This window comes from Methylophaga sp. F-2 (assembly GCF_056859315.1).
In genome coordinates, this window is sequence record NZ_JBSXOF010000016.1 from 370,800 (window position 1) to 395,154 (window position 24,355).

Consider the following 24,355-nt stretch of genomic DNA (forward strand, 5'->3'; position numbering starts at 1 on the left):
TGTGATGAAACACCAGCGTGGTATGACATTAATTGGCTGGGTCATTGTCATGGCCTTGATCGCTTTCTTTGTCACATTAGCGATTCGTTTGGTGCCGATGTATCAGGAATATTATGGTGTGGTTCAGATTATGGAAGATATGAAAACCGAACTGCGTAATAACAACTTATCCAAAAATGAAGTGCAAACCTTGCTTTCCAAGCGTTTTAATATTGGCTATATCAGCAGTGTAAAGCGTGATGATGTTGAAGTATTTCGTGGTAAGAATACGGCATATGTGACCAAGATTGTCATTGATTATGAAGTCAGAAAACCGTTTTTTGCCCAGATTGATCTTGTGGGGCATTTCCACAAAGAAATTGATGTAGAGCCACAGCTATAATGATAACCCAGCGGCAAAAAGCCCTGTGCAAACAGTTAAAAGTAGAATTTAAAGATATCGCCTTCTTACAACAGGCATTAACGCACCGTAGCGCAGATCCAAAAAATAACGAACGTCTGGAATACTTGGGTGATGCTATCCTGAGCTTTGTGATAGCTGAAGAGTTATTTAACCGGTTTCCTCAGGTTAAGGAAGGAAAGTTAAGCCGGTTAAGAGCGTCTTTAGTGAAAGGTGAAACACTCGCTGAACTTGGCCGAGAGCTAAAGTTAGGTGATGTGTTGATACTGGGGCCCGGCGAGTTAAAGAGCGGTGGCTTTCGGCGTGAGTCTATTCTGGCTGATGCTGTCGAAGCTATCCTGGGCGCACTTTATCTGGATAGTGGCCTGACCCCGGTTAAAGATCTTATTTTAAGATTATTTGCTGAAAGATTAGATGCGATCGATGTCACAGAAACGGTCAAAGATCCCAAAACACGCTTACAAGAATTATTACAGAGCCGTAAGCAGCCCCTACCTTTGTATAGCGTGAAAGAATTAAAAACCGATAAAAAACAACCGGTATTTGAAGCTTCCTGTCAGATTACCTTGCTGGATAAGGTGGTGGTTGCTCAAGGTAGCAGTCACCGAAAAGCTGAAAAGAAAGCCGCTGAACGTGCCTTAACTTTAATTGAAGGTAAACAATGAACTCAACACCATTTCGTTCCGGTTATATCGCTATTATCGGTCGTCCTAATGTCGGCAAATCGACATTAATTAATCGTATTCTTGGCCAAAAACTGTGTATTACTTCACGTCGGCCACAAACTACTCGCCATCGTATTCTGGGCATTAAAACCACCGATGAGGGGCAGTTCATCTATGTGGATACACCCGGTATGCACAGTGATGGCAAAAAAGCGATGAACCGTTATATGAATCGTGCTGCGGCTGCCTCGATTGATGATGTGGATGTGGTGTTGTTTGTGGTGGAAGGTCTGAAGTGGACAGAAGATGATCAGCGAGTTTTAAAACGCATTCAACAAGATGCACGTTCGCCGGTTATTTTAGTGTTAAACAAAGCAGATAAATTATCAGATAAATCTGATTTATTACCACAAATACAAGAGCTTGCACCACAGTATGATTTTGCTGCGGTTGTGCCTATTTCTGCACGAAAAGGCATGAATACCGACGTACTGGAACAGGAAATAGCCAAGTTAATGCCGGAAGGCGAGATGATCTTTGATGAAGATCAGTTAACCGATCGCAGTTCTCGATTTCTGGCCGGTGAAATCGTTCGTGAAAAATTATTCCGTTATCTTGGGCAGGAACTGCCTTACTCACTCACTGTAGAAATTGAGCAGTTTGAGGAAGAAGAAGGCATGTACCGGATCGGCGCTGTTGTTTATGTTGAGCGTAGCGGTCAGAAATCCATCGTGATTGGTAAAAAGGGTGAACAGCTCAAACTTATAGGCCAGGATGCACGACTGGAAATGGAACAGTTATTCGGCTGTAAAGTCTTTTTACAAATCTGGGTTAAGGTGCGTGAAGGCTGGTCTGACAACGAACGTATGTTAAGAAATCTGGGTTATAACGACGATTTGTAGTGGTCGCTTGTGGAGCTGACATCAGCCTTTATCCTACATCACAGACCGTATCGGGAAACCAGTTCACTGGTCGATGTGTTAACCCGTGATCATGGTCGTGTAAGTCTGGTGGCCCGGGGGCTCAGGCAGACAAAAAAACGGTCATCACCGATACAGATATTCCAGCCAGTATGGTTAAGCTGGTATGGCCGTGGTGACTTAGTGACCTTAAGTCAGATAGAAAAAGATGAGCCCGGTTATCGTTTGCTCGGAAATGCCAGTTTGTGCGGGCTTTATATGAATGAGTTATTGGTGAAATTACTCCCTGTTCATGAAGCTGAACCAGACATTTTTGATGCCTATCGCCAGGCTCTCTCTTCGCTCCAGCAAAAGAATAATGAGCAGATTACACTGCGTTTATTTGAAAAAGCCTTACTGAGTCATCTGGGTTATGGCTTGGCCTTAACGGTGGATGCCGAGTCGGGAGAAGCGATTGAAGAGGATGGTATTTATATCTACCACCCTGACAGCGGTCCTCGACGTGTATTCGGTCAGCGTCTGCAAAATACGGTATCAGGACGAAGTCTGCGTCACCTCGAACAAGAAGCCGGGTTTGACGAGCTTAGCCTGAAAGAAATCAAACATATGATGCGGTCAGTGATAAATTATTATCTGGGCGGCCGGCCTTTACATAGCCGTCAGTTATTTGCTGGTCTTAATCAATTTAATACAAAAACAAACTGAGTTTGGAGATTCATGTCTATTTATCTAGGTGTCAATATCGATCATATCGCCACATTACGTCAGGCCCGTGGTACGCGCTATCCAGATCCTATTCAGGCAGCGATTGAAGCGGAACAAGCAGGGGCTGACAGTATTACTCTGCATTTACGTGAAGATCGTCGACATATTCAGGAACGCGATGTGGCGATGTTAAGCGATATCCTGCAGACAAAAATGAATCTGGAAATGGCGGTAACGGAAGATATGCTGGCGATGGCCGAAAAATATCGTCCGGCAGATTGCTGTCTGGTACCCGAAAAACGTGAAGAACTGACTACCGAGGGTGGGTTGGATGTAGCGGGGCAATTATCCCGCATGCAGCAGGCTTGTCAGCGTCTGGCAGAGGCAAATGTGCGTGTTTCGTTATTTATTGATCCTGATCTGGCTCAAATCGACGCCGCTGTTGCCTGTGGTGTGCCTGTGGTGGAATTACATACAGGCCGTTATGCTGATGCAGAAACGGATGCAGAAGCCGAGCATGAGCTGGCGATTATTGCACAAGCGGCAAAGCAAGCCCATGAAAGAGGATTACAGGTGAATGCCGGACATGGTCTGCATTACCACAATACACAGAAAATCGCGGCAATACCTGAACTGGTGGAATTAAACATCGGTCATGCTATCGTAGCTCGCTCAGTTTTTACTGGGTTTCAGGCAGCCGTGCGTGAGATGAAACAATTGATGCAGGATGCACGCCGCAGATGATTATCGGCATTGGTACGGATCTGGTTCATATTCCCCGAATGCAGGCCTTACTCGATAAACATGGTGATAAATTTGCTGAGAGAATACTCAGTGATGCTGAGTTCAGTGAGTTCAAATTACAGCTCAAACCAGCTAATTTTTTAGCGAAACGTTTTGCAGCAAAAGAAGCGGCAGCTAAAGCTATGGGAACAGGTTTTCGGGATGGTTTGAGTCTACGTCATATCAGTGTCAGAAATGACCCCCTTGGCAAACCAGAATTACAGTTTGAGAGAGTAGGACTTGAGCTGAAACAGAAAATGCATATTGATAAGGCCATGTTAAGCCTGAGTGATGATCATGAATACGCGATTGCTTATGTCGTTTTAATGGAATCCAATTGATGAAATCTTACCCGACCATTGAAGCCTTTATCGGCCACACACCTTTAGTCAGATTACAACGTATTCCTGGTCATACCAGCAATACCATTCTGGTCAAGCTGGAAGGCAATAATCCCGCCGGTTCAGTCAAAGACCGACCTGTGGTCAGTATGATTCAGCAAGCTCAGCTCCGTGGTGATATCACGCCGGGTGATACTTTAATTGAAGCAACCAGCGGTAATACCGGTATTGCATTAGCGATGGTCACGGCCATTTTGGGTTACCGGATGATTCTGATTATGCCGGAAAACAGTAGCGCTGAGCGTCGTGCTTCCATGAAAGCCTATGGTGCTGAACTGATTCTGACCGATGGGATGGAATCCGCCAGAGATTTAGCGCTACAGATGCAAAAAGAAGGCAAAGGCAAGGTGCTAAATCAGTTTGGTAACTTTGATAATCCGCTGGCCCATTATGAAACAACGGGTCCAGAAATCTGGGCTGATACACATGGTGAAATTACCCACTTTGTTAGTTCAATGGGAACCACGGGTACCATCATGGGCACATCGCGATATTTAAAAGAGCAAAATCCAGCGATTCAGGTGGTTGGCGTGCAGCCCGCTGAGGGCGCTAATATTCCCGGTATTCGTCGTTGGCCTCAGGCTTATTTACCTGAGATTTTTGAACCAGAACGTGTTGATATGACATTAGATGTCACTCAAGATGAAGCTGAAACCATGATGCGTCGTCTGGCCGCTGAAGAAGGGATTTTTGCTGGCGTATCATCAGGTGGAGCATTAGCTGCTGCCATGAAAGTCTCTGAGCAGGTAGAAAATGCGGTGATTGTCAGCATTGTCTGTGATCGCGGCGACCGTTATATCTCAACAGGCGTTTTCCCTGCCTGATAATGAAATATCTGACGCTAAAGTCAGTATTCCTCTGGCTATGTATATGGTCGTTGCCCGTATTGGCCATTAATACGATTCAAATTTATATTGGTCATAGCTGGGCAGAAAAATTTGATGCAAAAGATCTGAAAACTGCTGTCCGGTTCACCTCTGAAGGCCTGAAACTTTCAGGGCAGGCTGCCCAAATCACTTTTCCGGCCCCGCTGAATCAATTACACAATGTCACATTTGAGTGTGTTAAAGCGGCCTGGCTAACAGAGGGCTTTAGCTGTCAGTCAGGCAACTTACAGTTTTCACAAGCTGAGTTAGGTCAGCAACGCGTTCAATTTAGTATTGATGCTAATACAGAAGACGAACACTATGATCTGCAGCTACAAAATCTGAAATTAGATGGTGGTACGATAAATCTTGCTGTTAACCTTGCTGAGCAGCATTGGGATGCGGATATTGATGCTCAGAATATCTCGTTATCAGCATTACAGAAATGGCTACCCCAATTCCTGGATAAACATTACCTTGATGCTGTCAATGACTGGCAGCCACAAGGGCAAGTATCTGTTCAAGCACGCCTTGATGGAAACACACTGGGAATTGTGTCTGGCATCGCAAAATGGCAATTCACTGACTTGGGTTTTAGTAATGCGACAGCAAGCCAGGTGGCTGAAAATATCGCGATGCAGGGAGAAGTGTCCTTAGATAATTCGGATGATACTTGGGACTTTGTTGTTTCATCTTCGTTGACTGCAGGTCAGGCATACAGCGATCCCGTGTTTGTTGATTTATCTGTTTCTCCTATCACACTGAGTGTACAAGGCAAATTTGAAACCCAGAAAAATCACTGGACTTTGGCGGATATTAAGTTAAGTCAGTCAGAAGAGTTCAGCTTAGAGGCTCTCGCTGAGGTCACAGATAACGTGCCGACGAAAGTGGAAGCGGATGTCACCATAAGCACGCTATCGTCATTTTATCCAACATGGGTAAAACCATTTATGGTGGGTACAGCGGCTGCTAATTTACAGGTATCAGGTCAGGTCTCATCATCGCTCAGTTGGTCTGATAAGCAGTATCAGCTCACAGCTACACTGGATAAGGTAAATGTTACGGATAGCCAGCAACGCTACAATGCTGAGAATTTAAATGGCGAGCTGGTCTGGACCAATAAAGAAACACCTTTGGATGGTCATTTATCCTGGCAGCAAGCCAAGCTTTATGCCATTGACATTGGTGCGGGTCAGTTGCATGCACAAACCGTTAAAAATGGCTTTAAATTAGTTGAGGAAACCAGCATTCCTGTTTTGGATGGTGAACTGCAAATTAATCAATTGAGTTTGCAGCAGCAAGAAGATAAGCAGATAACCTGGTCATTTGATGGTTTATTGTTACCGATATCCATGGAAAGTTTAACTGAGGCACTGGAGTGGCCAACAATGCACGGTAAGTTATCCGGCGTGATTCCTCATGTGCGTTATCAATCACATAAACTCACCATTGATGGTGCGTTACAGGTCAAAGTCTTTGATGGCACAACAGTTATTCGTGATTTACGTTTAACCGATCCTTTAGGTGTATTGCCACAACTGTATGCCAATATTGATATGAACGATTTGGATTTAGCCCTGTTAACCAAGACCTTTGATGTCGGCAAGATTACCGGACGTGTTACTGGAGAAATCTATAACTTGCGTTTGTCTAACTGGCAACCTGTGCAGTTTGATGCCAAGTTGGCGACCTCTAAAGATAATCCGGGAAAACGCATTATCAGTCAGCGTGCCGTGGATAATTTAACGCAGGTCGGTGGTGGCGCGACAGGGATGATTTCGAGAAGTTTTTTACGTTTTTTTGATGACTTTTCTTATAAACGTTTAGGACTGTCATGTCATTTACGGAATGATGTTTGTGAAATGGCTGGCATCGAAGATGCTGATCAGGGGTACTATATTGTCAAAGGTGGGGGCGGTTTACCACCGTGGATTGATGTGATTGGCTATACGCGTAGAGTGGACTGGGCTGATTTATTAGAACGTATCAAAGCGGTACAAAATAGTTCTGGACCCATTATTGAGTAAGGAGAGGTTTATGCATTTAATGAAGTGGTTAACGGGCACGGTGTCGGGATTAATGTTGGTTTCATGTGTCACCATTAATATCTATTTCCCAGCGGCAGCGGCTGAAAAAGCAGCAGACAGAATTATTGAAGATGTGTGGGGCCCAGAAACACAACCTGCAGATACGGCTGAACCTGACAAGCAGGATAAACAATCGTCAACATCAGACTCCAGGCTGCCACTGGCTATGTCTGTGTTGAACTGGATGGTACCGCAGGCTGAAGCGGCAGGTGCGGATATTAATATCAATTCACCCGCTATCAATGCATTACAGTCGAATATGAAAACACGCCATGAAAGTTTGAAGCCTTTCTATAATAGTGGTGCGATAGGGTTAACTGATGATGGTTTTATTACTCTACGTGATGCCAAGTCTGTACCGTTAAAAGACCGTAACCAGTTAAATAGTCTGATTGCCGCCGAAAATAATGATCGTAAAGCGCTCTATGCTGAAATCGCCAGAGCAAACGGGCATCCGGAATGGCAAGATGATATCCAACAAACCTTCGCACAGCGCTGGATTAGTAATGCAGCAAAAGGCTGGTGGTATCAGCAAGGTGGTAGCTGGAAACAAAAATAAATACAGCAGATTGATTATAATAATGACGTCCAGTGGCGTGAAAGCGTCACTGGACTTTTTATTTTTCAGAGATAAGAGATAAAAGATGGCAAGACGTAGCCGCAGACAAAGAATACCGCAAGAACCCGTTACAGCAGAGATTGAGTCGTTATCACACGATGGTAGAGGCATCGCTCGAATTGAAGGTAAAACCGTTTTTGTGGATGGCGCCTTAGCCGGAGAAAAAGTGAACTTTCAATATAGCCGGGTTCACAAAAAATATGATGAGGCACGCACGGTAGAAGTATTGTCTGGCGCGGATGATCGCGTAGCAGCAAAATGTCAGCATTTTAGTATTTGTGGTGGCTGCAGTTTGATGCATATGTCACCTGAAGCACAGTTGGCTCATAAACAAGCCACATTGGCTGAACACTTCACTCACTTTGGTAACTTAAATCCTGAACAATGGTTAGCGCCTTTAACCGGTCCATTATGGGGATATCGTCGTAAAGCACGTTTAGGCGTGAAGTATGTCGCGAAAAAAGAACAGGTTCTGGTCGGTTTCAGAGAAAAGTCTTCACCTTATATTGCCATGCTAGAGCAATGTGAGGTCTTAGATCCTCGCGTGGGTCATCGTTTAACGGATTTAGCGTCATTAATTGCTGGGCTTGAAGCCTATAATCGTATCGCTCAGATTGAAGTGGCGATGGATGATGAGCATGTGGCGTTAGTTTTTCGCAATCTTGATGCATTATCTGAGACGGATAAAAATGCATTGATTCGCTTTGGTCAAAGCAATAATTTATGGATCTATCAGCAACCGGGTGGTCCGGATACGGTCTCCTTATTATGGCCTGAGTCAGCTCAGCTCAGTTATGCGCCGGAAGCAGGGTTGAACTTACAGTTTGATCCGAGCGATTTTACTCAGGTGAATGCCGGTATTAATGAAAAAATGATCCAGCGAGCCATGAACTTACTGGACGTACAAGCTGATGATCGTATTCTGGATCTATTCTGTGGCTTAGGTAACTTCACTTTACCTTTAGCTAGACGCGTTAATGAAGTGGTTGGTGTCGAAGGTGATGCGGCTCTGGTGCAACACGCTAAAAATAATGCACAACTTAATGGCTTAAAGAATGCTGAGTTTGAACTGGCCGATCTGACACAAACCGAGCTCAAAGATTATCCTTGGGCGGAAAAAGGCTTTAATAAAATTCTGCTCGATCCGCCCAGAAGTGGGGCGTTTGAAGTTTTACATCAACTCGCTGCATTAGGTGCTGAGCGCCTGGTGTATGTGTCTTGTAATCCGGCGACATTGGCACGTGATGCGGGTGAGCTGGTGAATCAGCATGGCTATATTATGGAAGCAGCAGGCATTATGGATATGTTTCCTCACACAACACACGTTGAGTCGATAGCCGTTTTTACAAAAAAACGTTAAAAATTTTATAACTAGTACCAAGGTACAATTGTCCTGATCAAAACTAAGGTAATACAATGCATCGCACTGGGAGTTATTCCCATGTTTTTATCAAATATTAAGGGTGGTATTTGATAAAAAAGTCTGTAGATGGCTGATTAATTTTACGTTTTAGTACCAAAGTACAATTGTTCAGCTAATGACGAATCACTAATATGTATTCTGCAGGTAGTGATTGCATATTGAACAGTTAAGCCAACCTTGGTGTGAGCCATGTGACGGAAAGCCACGGATCTTTTTTAAAGATGGCCGGGTTGCATAGTAAATAAGGATAATTCTATGAAATTTTACAAATCGGCTATGTTAGTAGCTGCTATGTTGCTAGGTTTTTCAAGTGTTGCTTCAGCAACGTTTTATCATGGTGGGCATCATCATGGAGGTTGTGGTAATGATGGTTCAACATGTGATAACCCTCAAGCTTATTCAACGACATTAAACGCTAAAGTAACTAACGAAGATCATGATTACTGGGGAACTTTCTGGGACTCTTCAGAGGCGTATATGAGCTTTGAAGCCATCAATGAGCCTACTTTAGAAATTACTTCGGCTACTTTATCAGTTAAATCAAATGCCAACGGTTCATGGTTCTCTGATGGTTTATGGACATTAGATAATTATTTCCCATACCTGACATACGTTGGTAAATTAGATGGTGGCGTTGATGTATTTCAACTAAGTTCAAACTTATTTGACGAAGTGCTTGCTGGTATCACCTTCAAAGCTATTTTTGATAAAATAAAAGAAGATGTTTTCTGGGCTGAATTAACAGTGGATGGTACATACTGCCCACCTGTAAGTGAAGTACCTGTTCCAGCAGCATTATGGTTATTTGGTTCTGGTTTGATGGGCTTTACAGCGATGCGCAGACGTAAAAAAACTGCCTAAGCTAAGACAGAATACCGTATGATAAAAGCCGCGATTCCATCGCGGCTTTTTTTATGGCTGAACAACTCAAAAATAAACTCAATACTGCAGCAGTTCATGAGCTAGGTTCACTGATTCATTCAGTGTGGCCAGACTTTGCTGTGACAGATTTTATTCAGACGGCCTCACTCAAACTGGATGAGCTGGAACTCAAAGCACGTGCAGACTATCTTGCTAAGAGTTTGCATGTCTACCTGCCTGATGATTATGTCGATGCGATAGCTATTCTGTTACAGGCTGCTGAATACCTTAGAGAAGAACAGTTTTCTGGTTGGGCACATTATTTAGCCTGGCCATTAATTGACTATGTCGCTATATATGGCATCAACCACCTCCATGTTTCTTTTGCTGCATTAGAAAAATTAACCCCATTATTTACCAGCGAGTTTGCCATTCGGTTTTTTCTGTTGGCGCATTTTGAAGAAACCTATTTGCAAATGCTGCAGTGGGCTGAACATGAGAATGAACATATCAGGCGATTAGCCTCTGAAGGCATTCGACCACGTTTACCTTGGGCACCACAATTAACTGATTTACGTGATGACCCAACACCAATATGGCCGATTCTTGAGAAGTTAAAAGGTGATCACAGCCTCTATGTCAGGCGTTCTGTTGCTAATAACATCAATGATATTAGTAAGGATCATCCTCAAATGGTGATTGATATTTGTTCAGAGTGGAAACAAGCAGCTTCACAAAACATAAACTGGGTGATTCGCCATGGTTTACGGAGTTTGGTGAAACAGGGAAATGCTGATGTTTATCCGCTGTTAGGTTTTAGTCAGTCGGTGGATATTGAACAGCCATTACTTCGTCTTTCCCATAGCCGATTATTATTAGGGCAGACGCTGGTGCTGGATTTTCGTTTACGAAGCAAGCAGGCGCAGTATGTAGTACTAGACTACCGGATACGTTTTGTTGGGGCTGCTGGAAAAATGACGAGAGAAAAAGTCTTTAAATGGAAAAATATACGTTTAGCAGAAGGCGAATATCTCCACATGCAAAAACGACATACTTTACAGAAGATATCGACCAGAAAATATTACCCGGGCATACACGAGGTTGAGTGCCTATTGAATGGCCAGTGTATTGCCCGGGCGAGTTTTGAGTTGCTTATGCCCTAAAGGCATTAAGACATGATAAGGCCATAGGCAACCAAGGCAAGCCAAGCAACTGACATCACACAAATTAATGCGGCAAAGTTATCATGAATATAGTGTTCAATTTTTTCCATCATCGTCTCCTCACTGAGAATATTGTGCTGTTTTAAAACAGCGTGAGGTTATTATTCGCCTGGCACAGATATTAGGCATTGACCTAGATCAAAAATGAATAACTTGTCGAATGAAAATAAATTTGGACATAAAAAAAGCCAGTCGATGACTGGCTTTTTAACGATACCGCTGATCGGCTTAGTTGTTATATAGGCCGAAAGCAATCAGTGACAACCAAAAAACAGTAAAGCCAAGAATAATATGTGGAAATTTTTCTATCAGCAGTTTATCAATTTTTTTTAACATGTTTTTTTCTCGTAGTTCAATAGGTTATACAATTTTTAGCTTATTATTATGGGCTTAAGATAGCAGTTATTTCACTTTTATGCCAGCTTATCATCAGCAATATGATAGTGCGGATCTTCCATCACATTCACTTCAATCAGATCAGCTGCATTGTTGAGTAATTGTTTACACTCTTCACTTAAATGCCTTAAATGCAGCGTTTTTCCAGCTTTGATGTAACGTTCTGCCAGTGAGTCAATCGCTTCAATGGCTGAATGGTCGTAAACGCGCGAGTTTTTGAAATCAAGAATGATGTCGTCAGCATCATCATTTTTCGGATCAAATAAGTCATTGAAGTTACGGACTGAGCTAAAGAATAATGGCCCGTTCAATTCATGAACGATAGAACCTTGTTCATTTTTATAACTTTTCAGATAAATGTGTTTGGCGTGTTGCCATGCAAATACCAGCGCCGACATGATAATGCCAGTAATTACCGCGATAGCCAGATCAGTAAAGACGGTAATAACGGCGACGGAAATACCGATAATGGCATCAGGTAATGGGATACGTCCAAGCAAACGGAAACTGGCCCATTCAAACGTACCTAATACCACCATAAACATGACGCCTGTCAAAGCCGCAATCGGAATGATTTCGATAAGTGGCGATGCAAACAGAATAAAGCACAACAAAAACAGCGCGGCAGAGATACCGGATAATCGACCACGGCCGCCGGAGTTAATATTGATCATACTTTGACCAATCATCGCACAACCGCCCATACCACCAAAAAATCCTGTGACTGTATTCGCCACACCTTGGCCAATACATTCTTTATTGGGGCGGCCAGTGGTTTCTGTGATTTCATCAATGAGAGTGAGGGTTAGTAAGGACTCTGTTAAACCAATAAACGCTAAGATAAAGGAGTAGGGGGCAATAATCAGTAATGTTTCCAAGTTGAAGGGGACCATCGGAATACTGAACTCTGGAAGGCCGCCGGCAATAGAAGCTATATCACCTACATTACGAATATCAAGATGCAGACCAATTGCCACTAACGTGACAACAATAATAGCGGCTAAAGATGAGGGGAAGGCTTTGGTCAGTTTGGGTAAGAAATAGCTGATAGCCATCGTTAAAGCGACCAGACCTAACATCCACCATAGCGGCTCACCAGACAACCATTGTTCTTCACCATTTTCGCCTGTGACTTTGAATGATTTGAGCTGGGCAAGGAAAATCACCATGGCCAGTCCGTTTACAAATCCGAGCATGACCGGTAATGGTACGATACGAATAAATTTCCCCAGCCGGAATATGCCTGCCAGGATTTGTAAAACGCCCATTAAAATCACGGTAGCAAACAAATATTCAACACCGTGCTGTGCAACCAACGCCACCATGACAACAGCTAAAGCCCCTGTCGCGCCTGAAATCATACCTGGACGGCCACCGATAGCGGCTGTAATTAAACCCACAAGAAACGCGGCATATAATCCGACTAACGGTTCAACACCTGCGACAAAAGCAAAAGCAACGGCTTCTGGCACCAGGGCTAAAGCAACAGTGAGCCCGGACAGCACATCATTTTTTATGTTCTGTGGACGTTTTAGTAACAGATTAAACATAGAATCCCTTTATAAACCAAACTGAGCTATGACTCATACACACCATGCATGGCAGGTGTTAGACGTTATTTATTTTGATTTTGACTGAGTCATGAGAGGTAAGCCTTCGATGAGGAAAGGCTTGAAAAGGCAGTAATTATCGCTGAAACACCCGGTTAAGTCTAGTTTTTGACTAAATTTACTCCTTTAATAACAAAGAGCTAAGCGCATATTTTTGTTGGGGAAATTATTAAAAATAATACTTGCTCAAACGGAATAAATTCTCTATATTTTCTCTTCTCAATATTTTCTCTAAAAGGAAGAGATGATGCTGACTGAACGTGAACAAGATACTTTGGATTTTATTCGTCATTATATTGATGAACAGGGACGTTCACCGTTAGTTTCTGAGATTGCCAAAGGCTTAGGGATTAAGTCTCAAGGTACCACTCACCGCTATATTCAGGCATTAGTGGATGCCGGGCTGCTGGAAAGGCATGTTGGAAGAACACGTGGCCTGCATTTAACGGATCAGCCTGATACCGCTCCCCAGATAGCGGTCACTTTGCCAGTCAAAGGCAAAATTGCAGCCGGTCGTTTAATTGAAGCTGTCGCAGATGAGTCCGAAATTGATTTGAGCGATATGTTTACTGGCAAAGGTCGCTTTGTTCTGAAGGTCAACGGTGACTCGATGATAGATAAGGCCATTATGTCGGGCGACTATGTGGTGGTGCAATCACAGCCGACTGCACGTCATGGCGATATTGTTGTGGCATTGGTGGATGGGTTTGATGCGACTTTGAAAACCTTATTGATCAATAACGATGGTACCGTGACATTAATGCCTGCCAATGTGAACTATGAACCTGTTACTTTGCCAGCCAGTCGAGTCAGGGTACAAGGTGTCGTGGTTGGACAGCTACGGACCTACCCTTAATTAATGGCCTTTGATTCATCTGCACCGTGGTCAAGGATGATCGTCTTAATTGATATGGATTGTTTCTTTGCTCAAATTGAGCAAATGGATAACCGTAACTGGTTTAAGAAACCTGTTGCTGTCACTAATGGTACACAGGGAACCACCATCATCACTTGTTCATACGAAGCCAGAGCGTTTGGTGTGCATACCGGTATGCGTCTGAAACAGGCCAGGCAGTTATGTCCTGGCCTCATTCATGCTCCTTCACGTCCTTATCGCTATGCTGAGTTATCAACCCGAATTATGGAAGGGCTCATCGACATTACCCCTGATGTGGAAGTGTTTAGTGTGGATGAAGCGTTTCTCGATTTAAGTCGTTGCCAAAGCTTATATAAGGGGGCGACAGATATTGGATATTTGATAAAAAAAAGAGTCTGGCAAGTGTCTGGTTTACGTTGTTCGATAGGGATCAGTGGGGATAAAACCACAGCGAAATTCGCTGCTAAAAAAGCTAAACCTGACGGACTAAAGGTGATTCACCCAGACTTAGCTGCTGAAGTGTTGGCATCAGAAATGGTGACAGCTCTGAGTGGTATTAATAAAGGCATTGGCCGCTTTCTGAGACATTACGGTGTAGAGCGCTGTGGTGATATGAAAAAAATACCAATGAGTTTACTGGCGAAACGCTTTGGGCATTTAGGCCGGCGAATATGGCTAATGGCGCAAGGGCTGGATCCAGAACCTTTACATTTTAATGTTAAAGCACCTAAGAGCATCGGTCATGGAAAGGTTTTGCCACCTAAAACGGCTCAAAAAAATATCATATTGACCTATTTACAACATATGGCTGAAAAAGTCGCGGCTAGGATGCGTTGTTTTTGTTATCAGGCGGAGTGCTTTTTTATTGGTTTAAAAACGGAGAGAGGCTGGCTTAAAACAAAAGCACATGCCGGTGTCTACACTGATGATGGACAAGTGATTTACCAGCTATGTAAAGCCTTTGTTGATTTTTACTGGGCGGGGCAAGGTGTGTGGCAAGTACAGGTGACAGCATTATCGCCTCGGCAAGGTAAGCAACTGGACTTATTTGCACAGCCCGATCTGCAAAGAGAACATCTTAATCAGACGGTAGATAAAGTGAATTATCGTTATGGCGAGCTGACTCTGGCACCGGCCAGATTATTACAAAAATCCACCATGCCCAACGTGATTGCCCCGGCATGGAAACCCAAAGGTCACCGAAAGACCATATAAAAAAGCCGGCAACAGGGCCGGCTTTTTTTCAAACTTAATAATACGACTTATTTTTTCACATGATCACGCTGATAGTAATAATTGGTGGCCTCAACAAAGCCGTCAATACTACCGCAGTCGAAACGATGACCTTTAAATTTCAGTGCCAAGACACGCTTTTCTTTGGCTAGTGTGCGTATAGCATCGGTGATTTGGACTTCACCGTTAGCACCCGGCGGCGTTTTTTCAATGTATTCGAAAATATCTGGTGTTAACACATAACGACCAATAATACCCAGCTGACTTGGCGCATCTTCTGGTTTTGGTTTTTCCACCATGTCATCGACTTCATAAACACCGTCTTCGATTTCACGACCAGATATCACACCATAACTACTAATATTGTCGCCGGGGACTTCTTCAATGGCGATAACACTGCAGTTATATTTTTCATAGAGTTCAACCAGCTGACCTAGGGCGCGTTTGGATACGTTTTCATCAGTTCGTGCGCAAAGGTCATCCGCTAAAATAACAGCAAATGGTTCATCACCAATAATAGGTTGTCCTGTCAGGATGGCGTGACCAAGACCTAACATTTCGCGTTGTCTCATGAAGATAAAGTCACAGGTATCCATGACCGCACGGATATCTTCGAGATGCTTTTCTTTACTAGTACCGCGAATCTGATGCTCTAATTCATAACTGGTATCGAAGTGATCAGCAATGGCGCGTTTGCCCCGGCCTGTAATAAACCCAACTTGATTGATACCTGCTTCAATGGCTTCTTCAACACCATATTGAATTAAGGGTTTGTTAACAACAGGAAGCATTTCTTTGGGCATGGCTTTAGTCGCCGGCAGGAATCGTGTGCCATAACCTGCTACAGGGAATAGACATTTACGAATTTTTTTAACTGGTTGCATTCATTGTTCCTTATTTTTTTATATAGCTTAGCTGATAGGTATGAAAGTCTGATGACAATACCTTAGCCGTTGGTAATCCATAATACTTGGTATGGCGCAACTGTAATAACGTCAGATGAACCATCTAGAATAACACCGCTAATCAGGTCCCACCATCGATCCGTGACAACTAAGTTTAAGTTTGCGATACGCAGTGGTTGTTCGGTATCTGTAATGTTATATATGCAGAAGATGCTTTGTCTTCTGTCCATACTTTGTCGCCAGAAACCGAACAGTTTTTCACCAAGGTGCAGTGTAAACTGAGTGGCATTAGGATGAAAAGCCCGTTGTTGTTTTCTTAAATGAATGAGCTTTTTGAGTAAACCCGATACCTGAGCATGTTGCGATGTTGGTGTACTCAGTTCTGCCGTCAAGGCCTCTTCATCCCATTCATGGCGATTGATAGAACGGTTTTGTTCGGTTTGTTCTAACTTGTGAACATCATTGCTGGTGGCAAGTAAACTATGAATATAAATGCCGGGAATTCCTTCTAAGGCCAACATGATGGCATGTGCGCAAATAAAACGGTCTATATTCCACTCATCTTTGCCTGAAGTCGTTCCTTGCAGCGCGTCAAATAATGAAATATTGATTTCATAAGGTTTTTTAACGCCATTCTCACCCTCACGCCAGGATATGCGACCACCGAATTGCTGCATAGTACTGATTAATGAGGCAATTTCTGCTTCGCTGAGTAATCCTTCAGCTGGTCTGAGGCCAATACCATCATGTGAAGCAATAAAATTAAAGTAGGCCGTGCCATGTTGTGCTGGCGGCATGCTCATCAACCATTGTTTTAAATAAAAACAATCGCCCGTGACGAGAGTGTTTACCAGTAACGGCGGTAATGAAAAATTATAGATACAGTGTGCTTCGTTGGCATTACCAAAATAACTCAGGTTTTCCCGATTAGGAATATTGGTTTCAGTAATGATCACAGCATCGGGATCGGCATGCTGGATCAAGCTTCGCATTAGACGGACAACTTCATGGGTTTCCGGCAGATTAAGACAGTTGGTGCCAATTTTTTTCCATAAAAAAGCGACAGCATCCAGCCGGAAAATATGAACGCCTTTATCCAGATAAAAACGAACGATATTAATAAATTCCTTCAGAACTTCAGGATTACGGAAATCAAAATCGACTTGAGTATGGCTGAAGGTACACCAGACATATTGAGTCCCGTCATGTGTTTCAGTTTCGCGTAATAACGGGCTGGTGCGTGGCCGCACAACCTGACTGATGGGGGTTGAAGGTGATGTGGTAAAGAAATAGTCATGGCCAGGTCCATCGCCTTTAATGAAATTCTTAAACCACGTACCACTGCTGGAACCATGATTGATAACAAGATCTGCCATGAGACGATAATCATTGGCGATAGCTTCGATGTCCTCCCAGTCTCCCAGCGCTTTATTGACTTCGTAATAATCCATTACCGCAAAGCCATCATCAGAACAGTAGGGGAAAAATGGCAAAATATGCACACCATTGATATAGCCACTGATTTCTCTATTCAAGAAACGGTGTAACGTTTTTAAAGGGGCTTCACCTTCCTTTTTGACACTATTGCCGTAGGTAATCAGGATAACGTCATTTTGATCCCAATTATTTCTGTGTGAAACGCTTTCTTTGTAGTCCTGATTCAACCGCATAATGTTGATGATGTCTTCACATAAAGCTGGGAGTGAAAGCTCAGGTGAGGTATCAGCATAAATTGCGGTGAGATGATGGAGAACTGTCTGTTTTAATTGCTGTAGTTGCTCATCATTAGGTGTCATGTTCGGTGTCCCTTATGCAGAAAATTCCTGATAATCAGCTTCAACAGCCTCATACAGTCTTTCAAAAATATCTGGAAGAGCGCTCTGAACGCGGCTCCAACTCGGAGTAAAAGGGACTTCCATCGGATTTTCCAGGAACATCTGTCCTGCATCCATAATATTTTTAGCGAACATTTCCACTGATTCTTCTTCCTGATGAATATCAAAATGCAGCCCATTCATCACAGCATCATTGTGGTAGGTTTCAACAAAGTCGAGTGCGATTCGATAATAGGTAGCTTTTAGGGTACGGAATGATTCAGGCGTAAAAACAGTGCCTTTCGTTGCTAATTTTCTGAACAGGGATTTAGCAATATCAATCGACATTTTTGATAAGCCGGCTTGTTGATCATCCGGCGATAATTCCTGATGTTTGTGATCATAAACTTGGGCAACGTCGACCTGACACAGTCTGTTATTGGCATAGTTACGATGCATTTCTGATAACACACCAATTTCCAGACCCCAGTCACTGGGAATACGAATATCGGATAATACATCGCGTCTGAAAGAGAACTCGCCAGCTAACGGGTAGCGGAAGCTATCCATGTACTCAAGATAGGGTTGGTTGCCTACCACCATTTTTAATGCACGGATAAGTGGCGTCACTAATAAACGATTCACACGACCATTGAGTTTGCCACTGGCAACGCGGGCGTAATAGCCTTTACAAAATTCATAGTTAAACATTGGGTTAGCAACCGGATAGATCAATCGTGCCAGTAAATCACTGGTGTAAGTCACGATGTCACAATCATGGAGAGCAATAGATTCTGTCTTGCCTGAAGCAATGATGTAACCCATGCAATACCACACGTTACGACCTTTGCCTTTTTCTTTTGGTGCCAGTCCTAATGATTGTAACTCTTCATCTATTGCGGTGAGCCTGGGGCCATCATTCCATAAAATACGATGGTGTTGTGGCAAGGCAGAAAAGAAGGTCAGTGCATGGCGATATTGATCGGCATCAGCGCGATCCAGGCCAATCACAATTTCAGATAAATAGGGTACCGTTTTTAGCTGTTGAATTATTTGCGGTAAGGCCTCGCCTTCAAGCTCTGAGAAAAGAGAGGGTAGAAGTAATCCCATTGGTCTTTGTTTGCTGAACTGTACAAGATCACTTTCTAAATCAGCTAGGTGACGATTGGTTAGATTATGAAGTGTGGTAATAATCCCATTCTGGTGAAAATCAGCCATGATTGCCTCGGGGTAAGTTAAATGAATCGGAATGCAGCTTTGCATCGATGATTTGAGTGACGCCTTCAGCCCAACCTTTAGGGCCAAAAAATGTGGACACCGTTAAATTATGTGTTCTGTCGATATCAGGTAGACCATGTACCGGTGAGCGGATGACTAAGGCATGATCAGCCTGTTCAAGCATGGCTTTGTCATTTTGGCTATCGCCTATCGCTAAGGTTTGTATAACTTGTTCGGGCATCGTGTTCTGATACATATCTGTCAACCATTTTAAGGCCCGTCCCTTGTCACATTGCCCAGATACATGAAGAAAACGGCCGCCTTCAAGAATATTGGCTCCCAGCGCATTGAGTTCAGCAATAAATTGTTGTTTCAGATTACCATTGCCATGCCAGGACACGGGTTCGCCAAACTCTCTTCTTGCTGCACAAGCGGCCGCATGAACATTCAGACCTGTCATGGCAATAATGCCGTCGATGCCTGCATCAGCAAAGGTAACAAAGTCATTCTGATATTTGGGACGAAGCTGATTAATGAGTGATTGCCAATAGCTACGCGGCTGGACAAAACTTTTCACCCAGTATTTGCCTCGTTTTTCAGTGCCTTCTGGTTGCTTTTCAAAATAGTCTTGAGGGATATAGACTGCAGCACCATTTTCAATAATAAAAGGGTGGTGATTAGCTAAGCTGTCTCTGATTAATTCCACTTCAGCAGCAGTTTTGCTGGTGACGGGGATGACAGGAATATGGTTCTGTTCAAGTGCTGTTAAGGTCGGAATGGCTTCATCAAAATGGTAGTTATGATGATCCAGTAGGCTCCCATCCATGTCGGTGAAGACTAACCACTGGCAAGGCAAGTCTGTATTCAAAGTGGATTGAGTCGGTCTGGTTAATTTTGTTATCTGACGGTTTTCATCGAGTTCAAATAGATAGTTCACTTTCTTAGGCAGCGTGTTGAGGGTATTTTCGGTAATACGTTGATAAAATTTAATAAAGCGTCCGACCGCTTTTTCATCCATGATCTGTGTTTGTTTATCAGACTCTGACAAACTTCGTTTTAATTTGTTTTCCTGTTCCAACCGCCATTGAAAAACACAATCAAATGATGGGGCTTTGAGCATGATCCAGATATCAATCAGCTCAAACAGTTTGGGATAAAACCGTGCTAGCTGCTCATTAACATAACGGCGCCATGCCAGATCTTTATCTTCAGTTTCTTCCAAATCATTAACTGGCTGGATGAGTGATGATTCATGTTGGGCTTCTGCACCTAAACACCAACCCTCAAGCACGATGACATCGACAGGATGAGTAATAATTTCTGCAGATTCAACAGGGAAGCGATCATCTTCTGCTTTATTGAAACGCGGAATACTCACTGGAAATTGCTGATGAATAAGCTGAGTAATGGTTCTTCTGGCAAGTGTTATATCGTGTGTTCCTGGCACACCGCGTGTGGCTAAAAGAGGATGGATACCCTGACCCAGTTGTGTTCTTTCCTGACGTGTAAAATAGAAATCATCTAATGAAAGAGAGACAACACTCAGCGAATAATGCTGAGTGAGGACATAAACAGCCAACTGCGCTAGCGTACTTTTTCCTGAACCTTGTGCACCATTAATACCAATCGTGATCGTCCTTTTTGCACTGTTCTGGTGCGTAGCGATTTCTTCTATTATGGGTAGATACCAGTCTCGCGCAAGCGTTTGATAACTATCAGGTAATTGATGCTTTTGAAGAAAGTCGCTGATGTCGATATTCAGCATATCCATATCTCTCAGGTGGCTTTAATTGATTATGGGTAGCTTAATGCAGTATTCGTACCGCCTATTTAAGATATTGAACGAAGGTCGAGTTTTCTTTGAAAAACTCGTTATAAATCAATTTTTAATGGCGACATGACTTATCGTGACATTGATTGACTTCAATCGTGATGTGAGAAAGACGATCAAATTCAGTGAGTAGTGACTTGTAATGATGCGTGGCTTTAGGCTCAGATGTCACAATGGAAATGATGGCAGCAAAATGATTAGCACTCACATGCCAAATATGAAAATCAACGATACGATTATCAGCATCACTTTCAATACAGTTCTGGATGGCTTGGCTATAGCTTTTATCAATACTGCCGTCGAGTAAGACTGGACTTGTTTCCCGAATTAGGCCAATGGCCCAGATACTAATAATGGCTGCGCCGATAATACCCATTGTGGCATCTAACCATAACCAGCCAAGATACATCGCACCAATAAGGGCAATGATGGCGAGAATTGAGGTTAAGGCATCTGCCAATACATGCATATAGGCGGCTTTCAGATTGTGATCGTGATGCGAATGAGCATGTCCATGATCATGACTGTGTGCGTGGTTATCTTTTAATAATAGAGCACTGATCAGATTAACAACGAGACCAATCACAGCAACAAGAATTGCGGCACTGAATTCAATTTGATGTGGATTAACCAGTCGCTCAACAGATTCAAGCAGCATCATTAAAGCCACCACTCCCAGAGCAATTGCACTGGCAAAGCCGCCCAGAACACTCACTTTTCCTGTACCAAAAGCAAAGGCTGCATTTGCTTTATTTTTCGCCGCGTAAGAATAAGCAAATAGAGTAATCAGAAAAGCGACGACATGGGTAGCCATATGCCAGCCATCAGCAAGCAATGCCATTGAGCCGAATAGCGTACCGGCGATAATTTCTGCAACCATGGTAATCACAGTAAGGAAAAGCACATATCGGGTACGCTTCTCAGCATGGGGATTTACCGTGACAAAATCATGATCTTGTTGAAGGTTTTCAATAGTGCGCTGATGCATAGAATTCAGAGAGTAATTGCCGATGAATGATACTGCTATGCTAACAGAACTGATGGGACAATTTGACACAAAAAAAAGGGGTGAACTTATGTTCACCCCAAGGCTCAGCACGTAGACAAGAGAGAAATACAAACAAAATGCAGCTGAAAAGTTGTTTGTAATTTATATTTAGCAGTAACTATGCCAGTTTTTATTTATCATTTAAAACAAAGCTTTATGTTGGGTGTGAAAGTTGTTAATAAATTTTATGCACAGCGATGGTGCGAATATAAATGGCTTTGCACTTAATTCGGCCTGGGAACCAGAGTAGGAAATTTTATGAGCTTGTTAAGGTCATACTTTTATAAAAAATGGATAGTGATTCACAGTTTTTAAATATGATTAAAAATGCATATTTTTATCGTGCAATCTCTATGCTAATGTCTTGTCAATAATAAAAATAAGATAAATTAAATATGTCTAATTGTGCATATTTCAGATAACGGAGAGAGATATAATGACAGTTGGTAAAGAATGGACTGAGCAGTCTATTCAATTAATTATAGATGGGCTAAAACACAAGCCTGGCGCGATGTTACCCATCTTACATGCAATTCAGAACGAAATTGGTTACATCCCTGAAAAAGCGGTTGCACAGATTGCTGAGTCTTTGTTGCAAACGCGAGCAGAAGTTCACGGAGTAATCAGTTTCTATCATCATTTTAGAACCACACCGCCAGGAAAACACACGATTGAAATATGTCGTGCAGAAGCCTGTCAGGCTGTCGGTTGCCGATCGTTAGAAGCACACGCAAAACAAGCACTCGGTATTGATTACCACCAAACCACCGCGAACAGACAGTTTTCTTTAGAACCCGTTTATTGTCTGGGTAACTGTGCTACAGGCCCTTCTATTAGAATCGATGATGATATTCATGGACGGGTCAGTCTTGAGCGTTTTGATGAGTTAGTGGCTTCCCATCAGCAAGATATGAAGGAGGTCGGCTAATGAGTCAACGTATTTACATTCCCTGCGATACCACGGCACTTTCTTTGGGAGCAGATCAGCTAGCAGAAGCCGTTCAGCAAGAAATTGAACAACGCGGCCTGGATGCGACTATTGTTCGTAACGGTAGTCGTGGCATGCTCTGGCTTGAACCCCTTGTTGAAGTCGAGACGGCACAAGGTCGCGTTGGTTATGGTGCTATCAGTGCTCAGCAAGTACCGGCGCTATTTGATGCTGGCATGCTGGATGGTAATCAACAACACGAGAGTTGCATTGGTCTGGTTGAAGAACATCCCTTCCTCAAAAAACAACAAAGACTGACATTTGCCCGTTCTGGTATTACTGATCCTGTTTCAATTGAAGATTATATTGCTTTGGATGGTTTTAACGGCCTGAAAAATGCCATCGCAATGCAAGCCCAGAATATTGTTGATGAAGTCAAAACATCTGGCCTGCGTGGTCGTGGTGGTGCCGCCTTCCCAACAGGGATTAAGTGGCAAACCGTTTTAGATACCCCAGCAGAACAAAAATATATTGTCTGTAATGCTGATGAAGGTGACTCCGGTACCTTTGCCGATCGCCTGGTGATGGAATGCGATCCATTTATGCTGATAGAAGGCATGACTATCGCTGGATTGGCCGTTCATGCAACACAAGGTTATATCTATCTCCGTTCTGAATATCCTGTCGCCCATAAACTTCTGAATGAAGCGATTGAACGTGCCTATAAAGCCGGGTATCTGGGGGAAAATATTCTGGGGTCGGGTAAACACTTTGATTTAGAAGTGCGTCTCGGTGCAGGTGCTTATATCTGTGGTGAAGAGACATCTTTATTAGATAGTCTGGAAGGTAAACGTGGTTTAGTCAGAGCCAAGCCACCGTTACCAGCGATTGTCGGATTATTTGGGCAACCGACCGTTGTTAATAACGTGCTTTCGTTTGCTGCTGTGCCTTATATCCTGGATAAAGGCGGTCAGTCGTATGCTGACTATGGCATGGGGCGTTCGCGCGGCACATTACCTTTGCAATTGGCGGGTAATGTAAAACAAGGCGGCTTAGTCGAATTAGCTTTTGGTATTAGTTTACGAGAGTTAATGGAAGACTTTGGTGGCGGCACGTTGACGGGTAAACCTCTGAAAGCTGTACAAGTAGGTGGTCCGCTGGGTGCTTATCTACCCGCAAGCCAATGGGATACCCTCATTGACTATGAAGAGTTCGCTGCTGTTGGCGCCGTATTAGGCCATGGCGGGGTCGTTATGTTTGACGAAACCGTGGATATGGGACAGCAGGCCCGTTTCTCAATGGAATTTTGTAAAGTCGAGTCTTGTGGCAAATGTACGCCATGCCGAATTGGCTCCACACGGGGTGTTGAGGTCATTGATCGTATTCGCAACGGTGAAAATGCCAATGCGAACTGGGTCTTACTCGAAGACTTATGCGAAACCATGATAGACGGCTCGCTTTGTGCGATGGGTGGCATGACGCCATTCCCTGTGCAGAGCGTAATGAAATATTTCCCAGAAGAACTCAGCGCAACGCGCTAGG

At 43.3% G+C, this 24,355-nt stretch carries 22 protein-coding genes and 1 riboswitch; of the genes, 16 read left to right on the forward strand and 6 right to left on the reverse strand.

The genetic code is table 11. The annotated features are described in order from the left end of the window. Window positions 1–4: 4 nt before the first annotated feature. From AC13DA_RS06060 to AC13DA_RS06115, 12 genes are all read left to right on the forward strand, one after another. Window positions 5–382: a DUF4845 domain-containing protein gene (locus tag AC13DA_RS06060; RefSeq protein WP_007145688.1), complete on the forward strand. Its 378-nt coding sequence runs from the start codon at window positions 5–7 to the stop codon at window positions 380–382. Beyond that, complete coding sequence (gene rnc / locus AC13DA_RS06065) at window positions 382–1,065, forward strand: ribonuclease III (protein ID WP_007145687.1); 684 nt, start codon at window positions 382–384, stop codon at window positions 1,063–1,065. Before AC13DA_RS06060 ends, rnc begins: the two co-directional genes overlap by 1 nt. After that, on the forward strand, window positions 1,062–1,967 hold the full coding sequence (era, locus tag AC13DA_RS06070) for a GTPase Era (protein WP_007145686.1): 906 nt from the start codon (window positions 1,062–1,064) through the stop codon (window positions 1,965–1,967). Before rnc ends, era begins: the two co-directional genes overlap by 4 nt. 9 nt (window positions 1,968–1,976) lie before the next feature. Next, a complete protein-coding gene (gene recO, locus AC13DA_RS06075; protein ID WP_284451716.1) occupies window positions 1,977–2,690 on the forward strand; it encodes a DNA repair protein RecO in 714 nt (237 codons plus the stop codon). A 12-nt stretch (window positions 2,691–2,702) separates the two neighbouring features. After that, window positions 2,703–3,434 (forward strand): pyridoxine 5'-phosphate synthase, encoded by a 732-nt coding sequence (gene pdxJ / locus AC13DA_RS06080; RefSeq protein WP_284451715.1) that lies wholly within the window; start codon window positions 2,703–2,705, stop codon window positions 3,432–3,434. After that, window positions 3,431–3,814 carry a holo-ACP synthase gene (gene acpS, locus AC13DA_RS06085; RefSeq protein ID WP_007145683.1) on the forward strand — a complete coding sequence of 128 codons (384 nt, stop codon included), beginning with the start codon at window positions 3,431–3,433 and terminating at the stop codon, window positions 3,812–3,814. Before pdxJ ends, acpS begins: the two co-directional genes overlap by 4 nt. Continuing rightward, window positions 3,814–4,698, forward strand: a complete 885-nt coding sequence (gene cysM / locus AC13DA_RS06090) for a cysteine synthase CysM (protein ID WP_273182160.1) — start codon at window positions 3,814–3,816, stop codon at window positions 4,696–4,698. Before acpS ends, cysM begins: the two co-directional genes overlap by 1 nt. Before the next feature lie 2 nt (window positions 4,699–4,700). After that, entirely contained in the window at window positions 4,701–6,767 is a 2,067-nt protein-coding gene (locus tag AC13DA_RS06095; RefSeq protein ID WP_284451714.1) for a translocation/assembly module TamB domain-containing protein, read from the forward strand. 10 nt (window positions 6,768–6,777) lie between these two features. Continuing rightward, window positions 6,778–7,386, forward strand: coding sequence for a YdbL family probable chaperone protein (locus tag AC13DA_RS06100; RefSeq protein ID WP_007145679.1), 609 nt, complete (start codon window positions 6,778–6,780; stop codon window positions 7,384–7,386). Between the two features lie 85 nt (window positions 7,387–7,471). Further along, entirely contained in the window at window positions 7,472–8,806 is a 1,335-nt protein-coding gene (gene rlmD / locus AC13DA_RS06105; protein WP_284451713.1) for a 23S rRNA (uracil(1939)-C(5))-methyltransferase RlmD, read from the forward strand. Window positions 8,807–9,029: 223 nt separating this feature from the next. Continuing rightward, window positions 9,030–9,107: riboswitch (cyclic di-GMP riboswitch) on the forward strand. Window positions 9,108–9,124: 17 nt separating this feature from the next. Next, the gene (locus tag AC13DA_RS06110) at window positions 9,125–9,730 is read left to right on the forward strand and encodes a VPLPA-CTERM sorting domain-containing protein (protein ID WP_284451712.1); all 606 of its coding nucleotides are present in this window, start codon (window positions 9,125–9,127) and stop codon (window positions 9,728–9,730) included. Window positions 9,731–9,783: 53 nt separating this feature from the next. Beyond that, window positions 9,784–10,893, forward strand: a complete 1,110-nt coding sequence (locus tag AC13DA_RS06115; protein WP_284451711.1) for a DNA alkylation repair protein — start codon at window positions 9,784–9,786, stop codon at window positions 10,891–10,893. 473 nt (window positions 10,894–11,366) lie between these two features. Here AC13DA_RS06115 and AC13DA_RS06120 read toward each other — a convergent pair whose 3' ends face one another. Then, window positions 11,367–12,899, reverse strand: a complete 1,533-nt coding sequence (locus tag AC13DA_RS06120) for a SulP family inorganic anion transporter (protein WP_284451710.1) — start codon at window positions 12,897–12,899, stop codon at window positions 11,367–11,369. A gap of 307 nt (window positions 12,900–13,206) precedes the next feature. Here AC13DA_RS06120 and lexA point away from each other — a divergent pair, with 307 nt between their 5' ends. Both lexA and AC13DA_RS06130 read left to right on the forward strand, forming a co-directional pair. Then, window positions 13,207–13,815, forward strand: a complete 609-nt coding sequence (lexA, locus tag AC13DA_RS06125; protein ID WP_284451709.1) for a transcriptional repressor LexA — start codon at window positions 13,207–13,209, stop codon at window positions 13,813–13,815. A gap of 3 nt (window positions 13,816–13,818) precedes the next feature. Beyond that, window positions 13,819–15,051, forward strand: coding sequence for a DNA polymerase Y family protein (locus AC13DA_RS06130; protein ID WP_007145671.1), 1,233 nt, complete (start codon window positions 13,819–13,821; stop codon window positions 15,049–15,051). 47 nt (window positions 15,052–15,098) lie between these two features. Here the strand turns inward: AC13DA_RS06130 and galU are convergent, their stop codons facing one another. The 5 genes from galU to dmeF form a co-directional block, all read right to left on the reverse strand. After that, the gene (gene galU / locus AC13DA_RS06135; protein WP_007145670.1) at window positions 15,099–15,953 is read right to left on the reverse strand and encodes a UTP--glucose-1-phosphate uridylyltransferase GalU; all 855 of its coding nucleotides are present in this window, start codon (window positions 15,951–15,953) and stop codon (window positions 15,099–15,101) included. Window positions 15,954–16,015: 62 nt separating this feature from the next. Then, entirely contained in the window at window positions 16,016–17,770 is a 1,755-nt protein-coding gene (locus tag AC13DA_RS06140; RefSeq protein WP_284451708.1) for a sugar phosphorylase, read from the reverse strand. Window positions 17,771–17,782: 12 nt separating this feature from the next. Next, on the reverse strand, window positions 17,783–19,006 hold the full coding sequence (locus AC13DA_RS06145) for a glycosyltransferase family protein (protein WP_284451707.1): 1,224 nt from the start codon (window positions 19,004–19,006) through the stop codon (window positions 17,783–17,785). Then, window positions 18,999–20,771, reverse strand: coding sequence for an HAD-IIB family hydrolase (locus tag AC13DA_RS06150; RefSeq protein ID WP_284451706.1), 1,773 nt, complete (start codon window positions 20,769–20,771; stop codon window positions 18,999–19,001). The genes AC13DA_RS06145 and AC13DA_RS06150 overlap by 8 nt, the downstream gene beginning before the upstream one ends. Window positions 20,772–20,892: 121 nt before the next feature. Next, window positions 20,893–21,825, reverse strand: coding sequence for a CDF family Co(II)/Ni(II) efflux transporter DmeF (gene dmeF / locus AC13DA_RS06155; protein WP_007145666.1), 933 nt, complete (start codon window positions 21,823–21,825; stop codon window positions 20,893–20,895). A 496-nt stretch (window positions 21,826–22,321) separates the two neighbouring features. On the opposite strand from dmeF, the gene AC13DA_RS06160 reads away from it, so the two are divergent. Further along, window positions 22,322–22,813, forward strand: coding sequence for a formate dehydrogenase subunit gamma (locus tag AC13DA_RS06160; RefSeq protein ID WP_284451705.1), 492 nt, complete (start codon window positions 22,322–22,324; stop codon window positions 22,811–22,813). After that, entirely contained in the window at window positions 22,813–24,354 is a 1,542-nt protein-coding gene (locus AC13DA_RS06165) for a formate dehydrogenase beta subunit (RefSeq protein ID WP_284451704.1), read from the forward strand. The genes AC13DA_RS06160 and AC13DA_RS06165 overlap by 1 nt, the downstream gene beginning before the upstream one ends. Window position 24,355 lies beyond the last annotated feature (1 nt).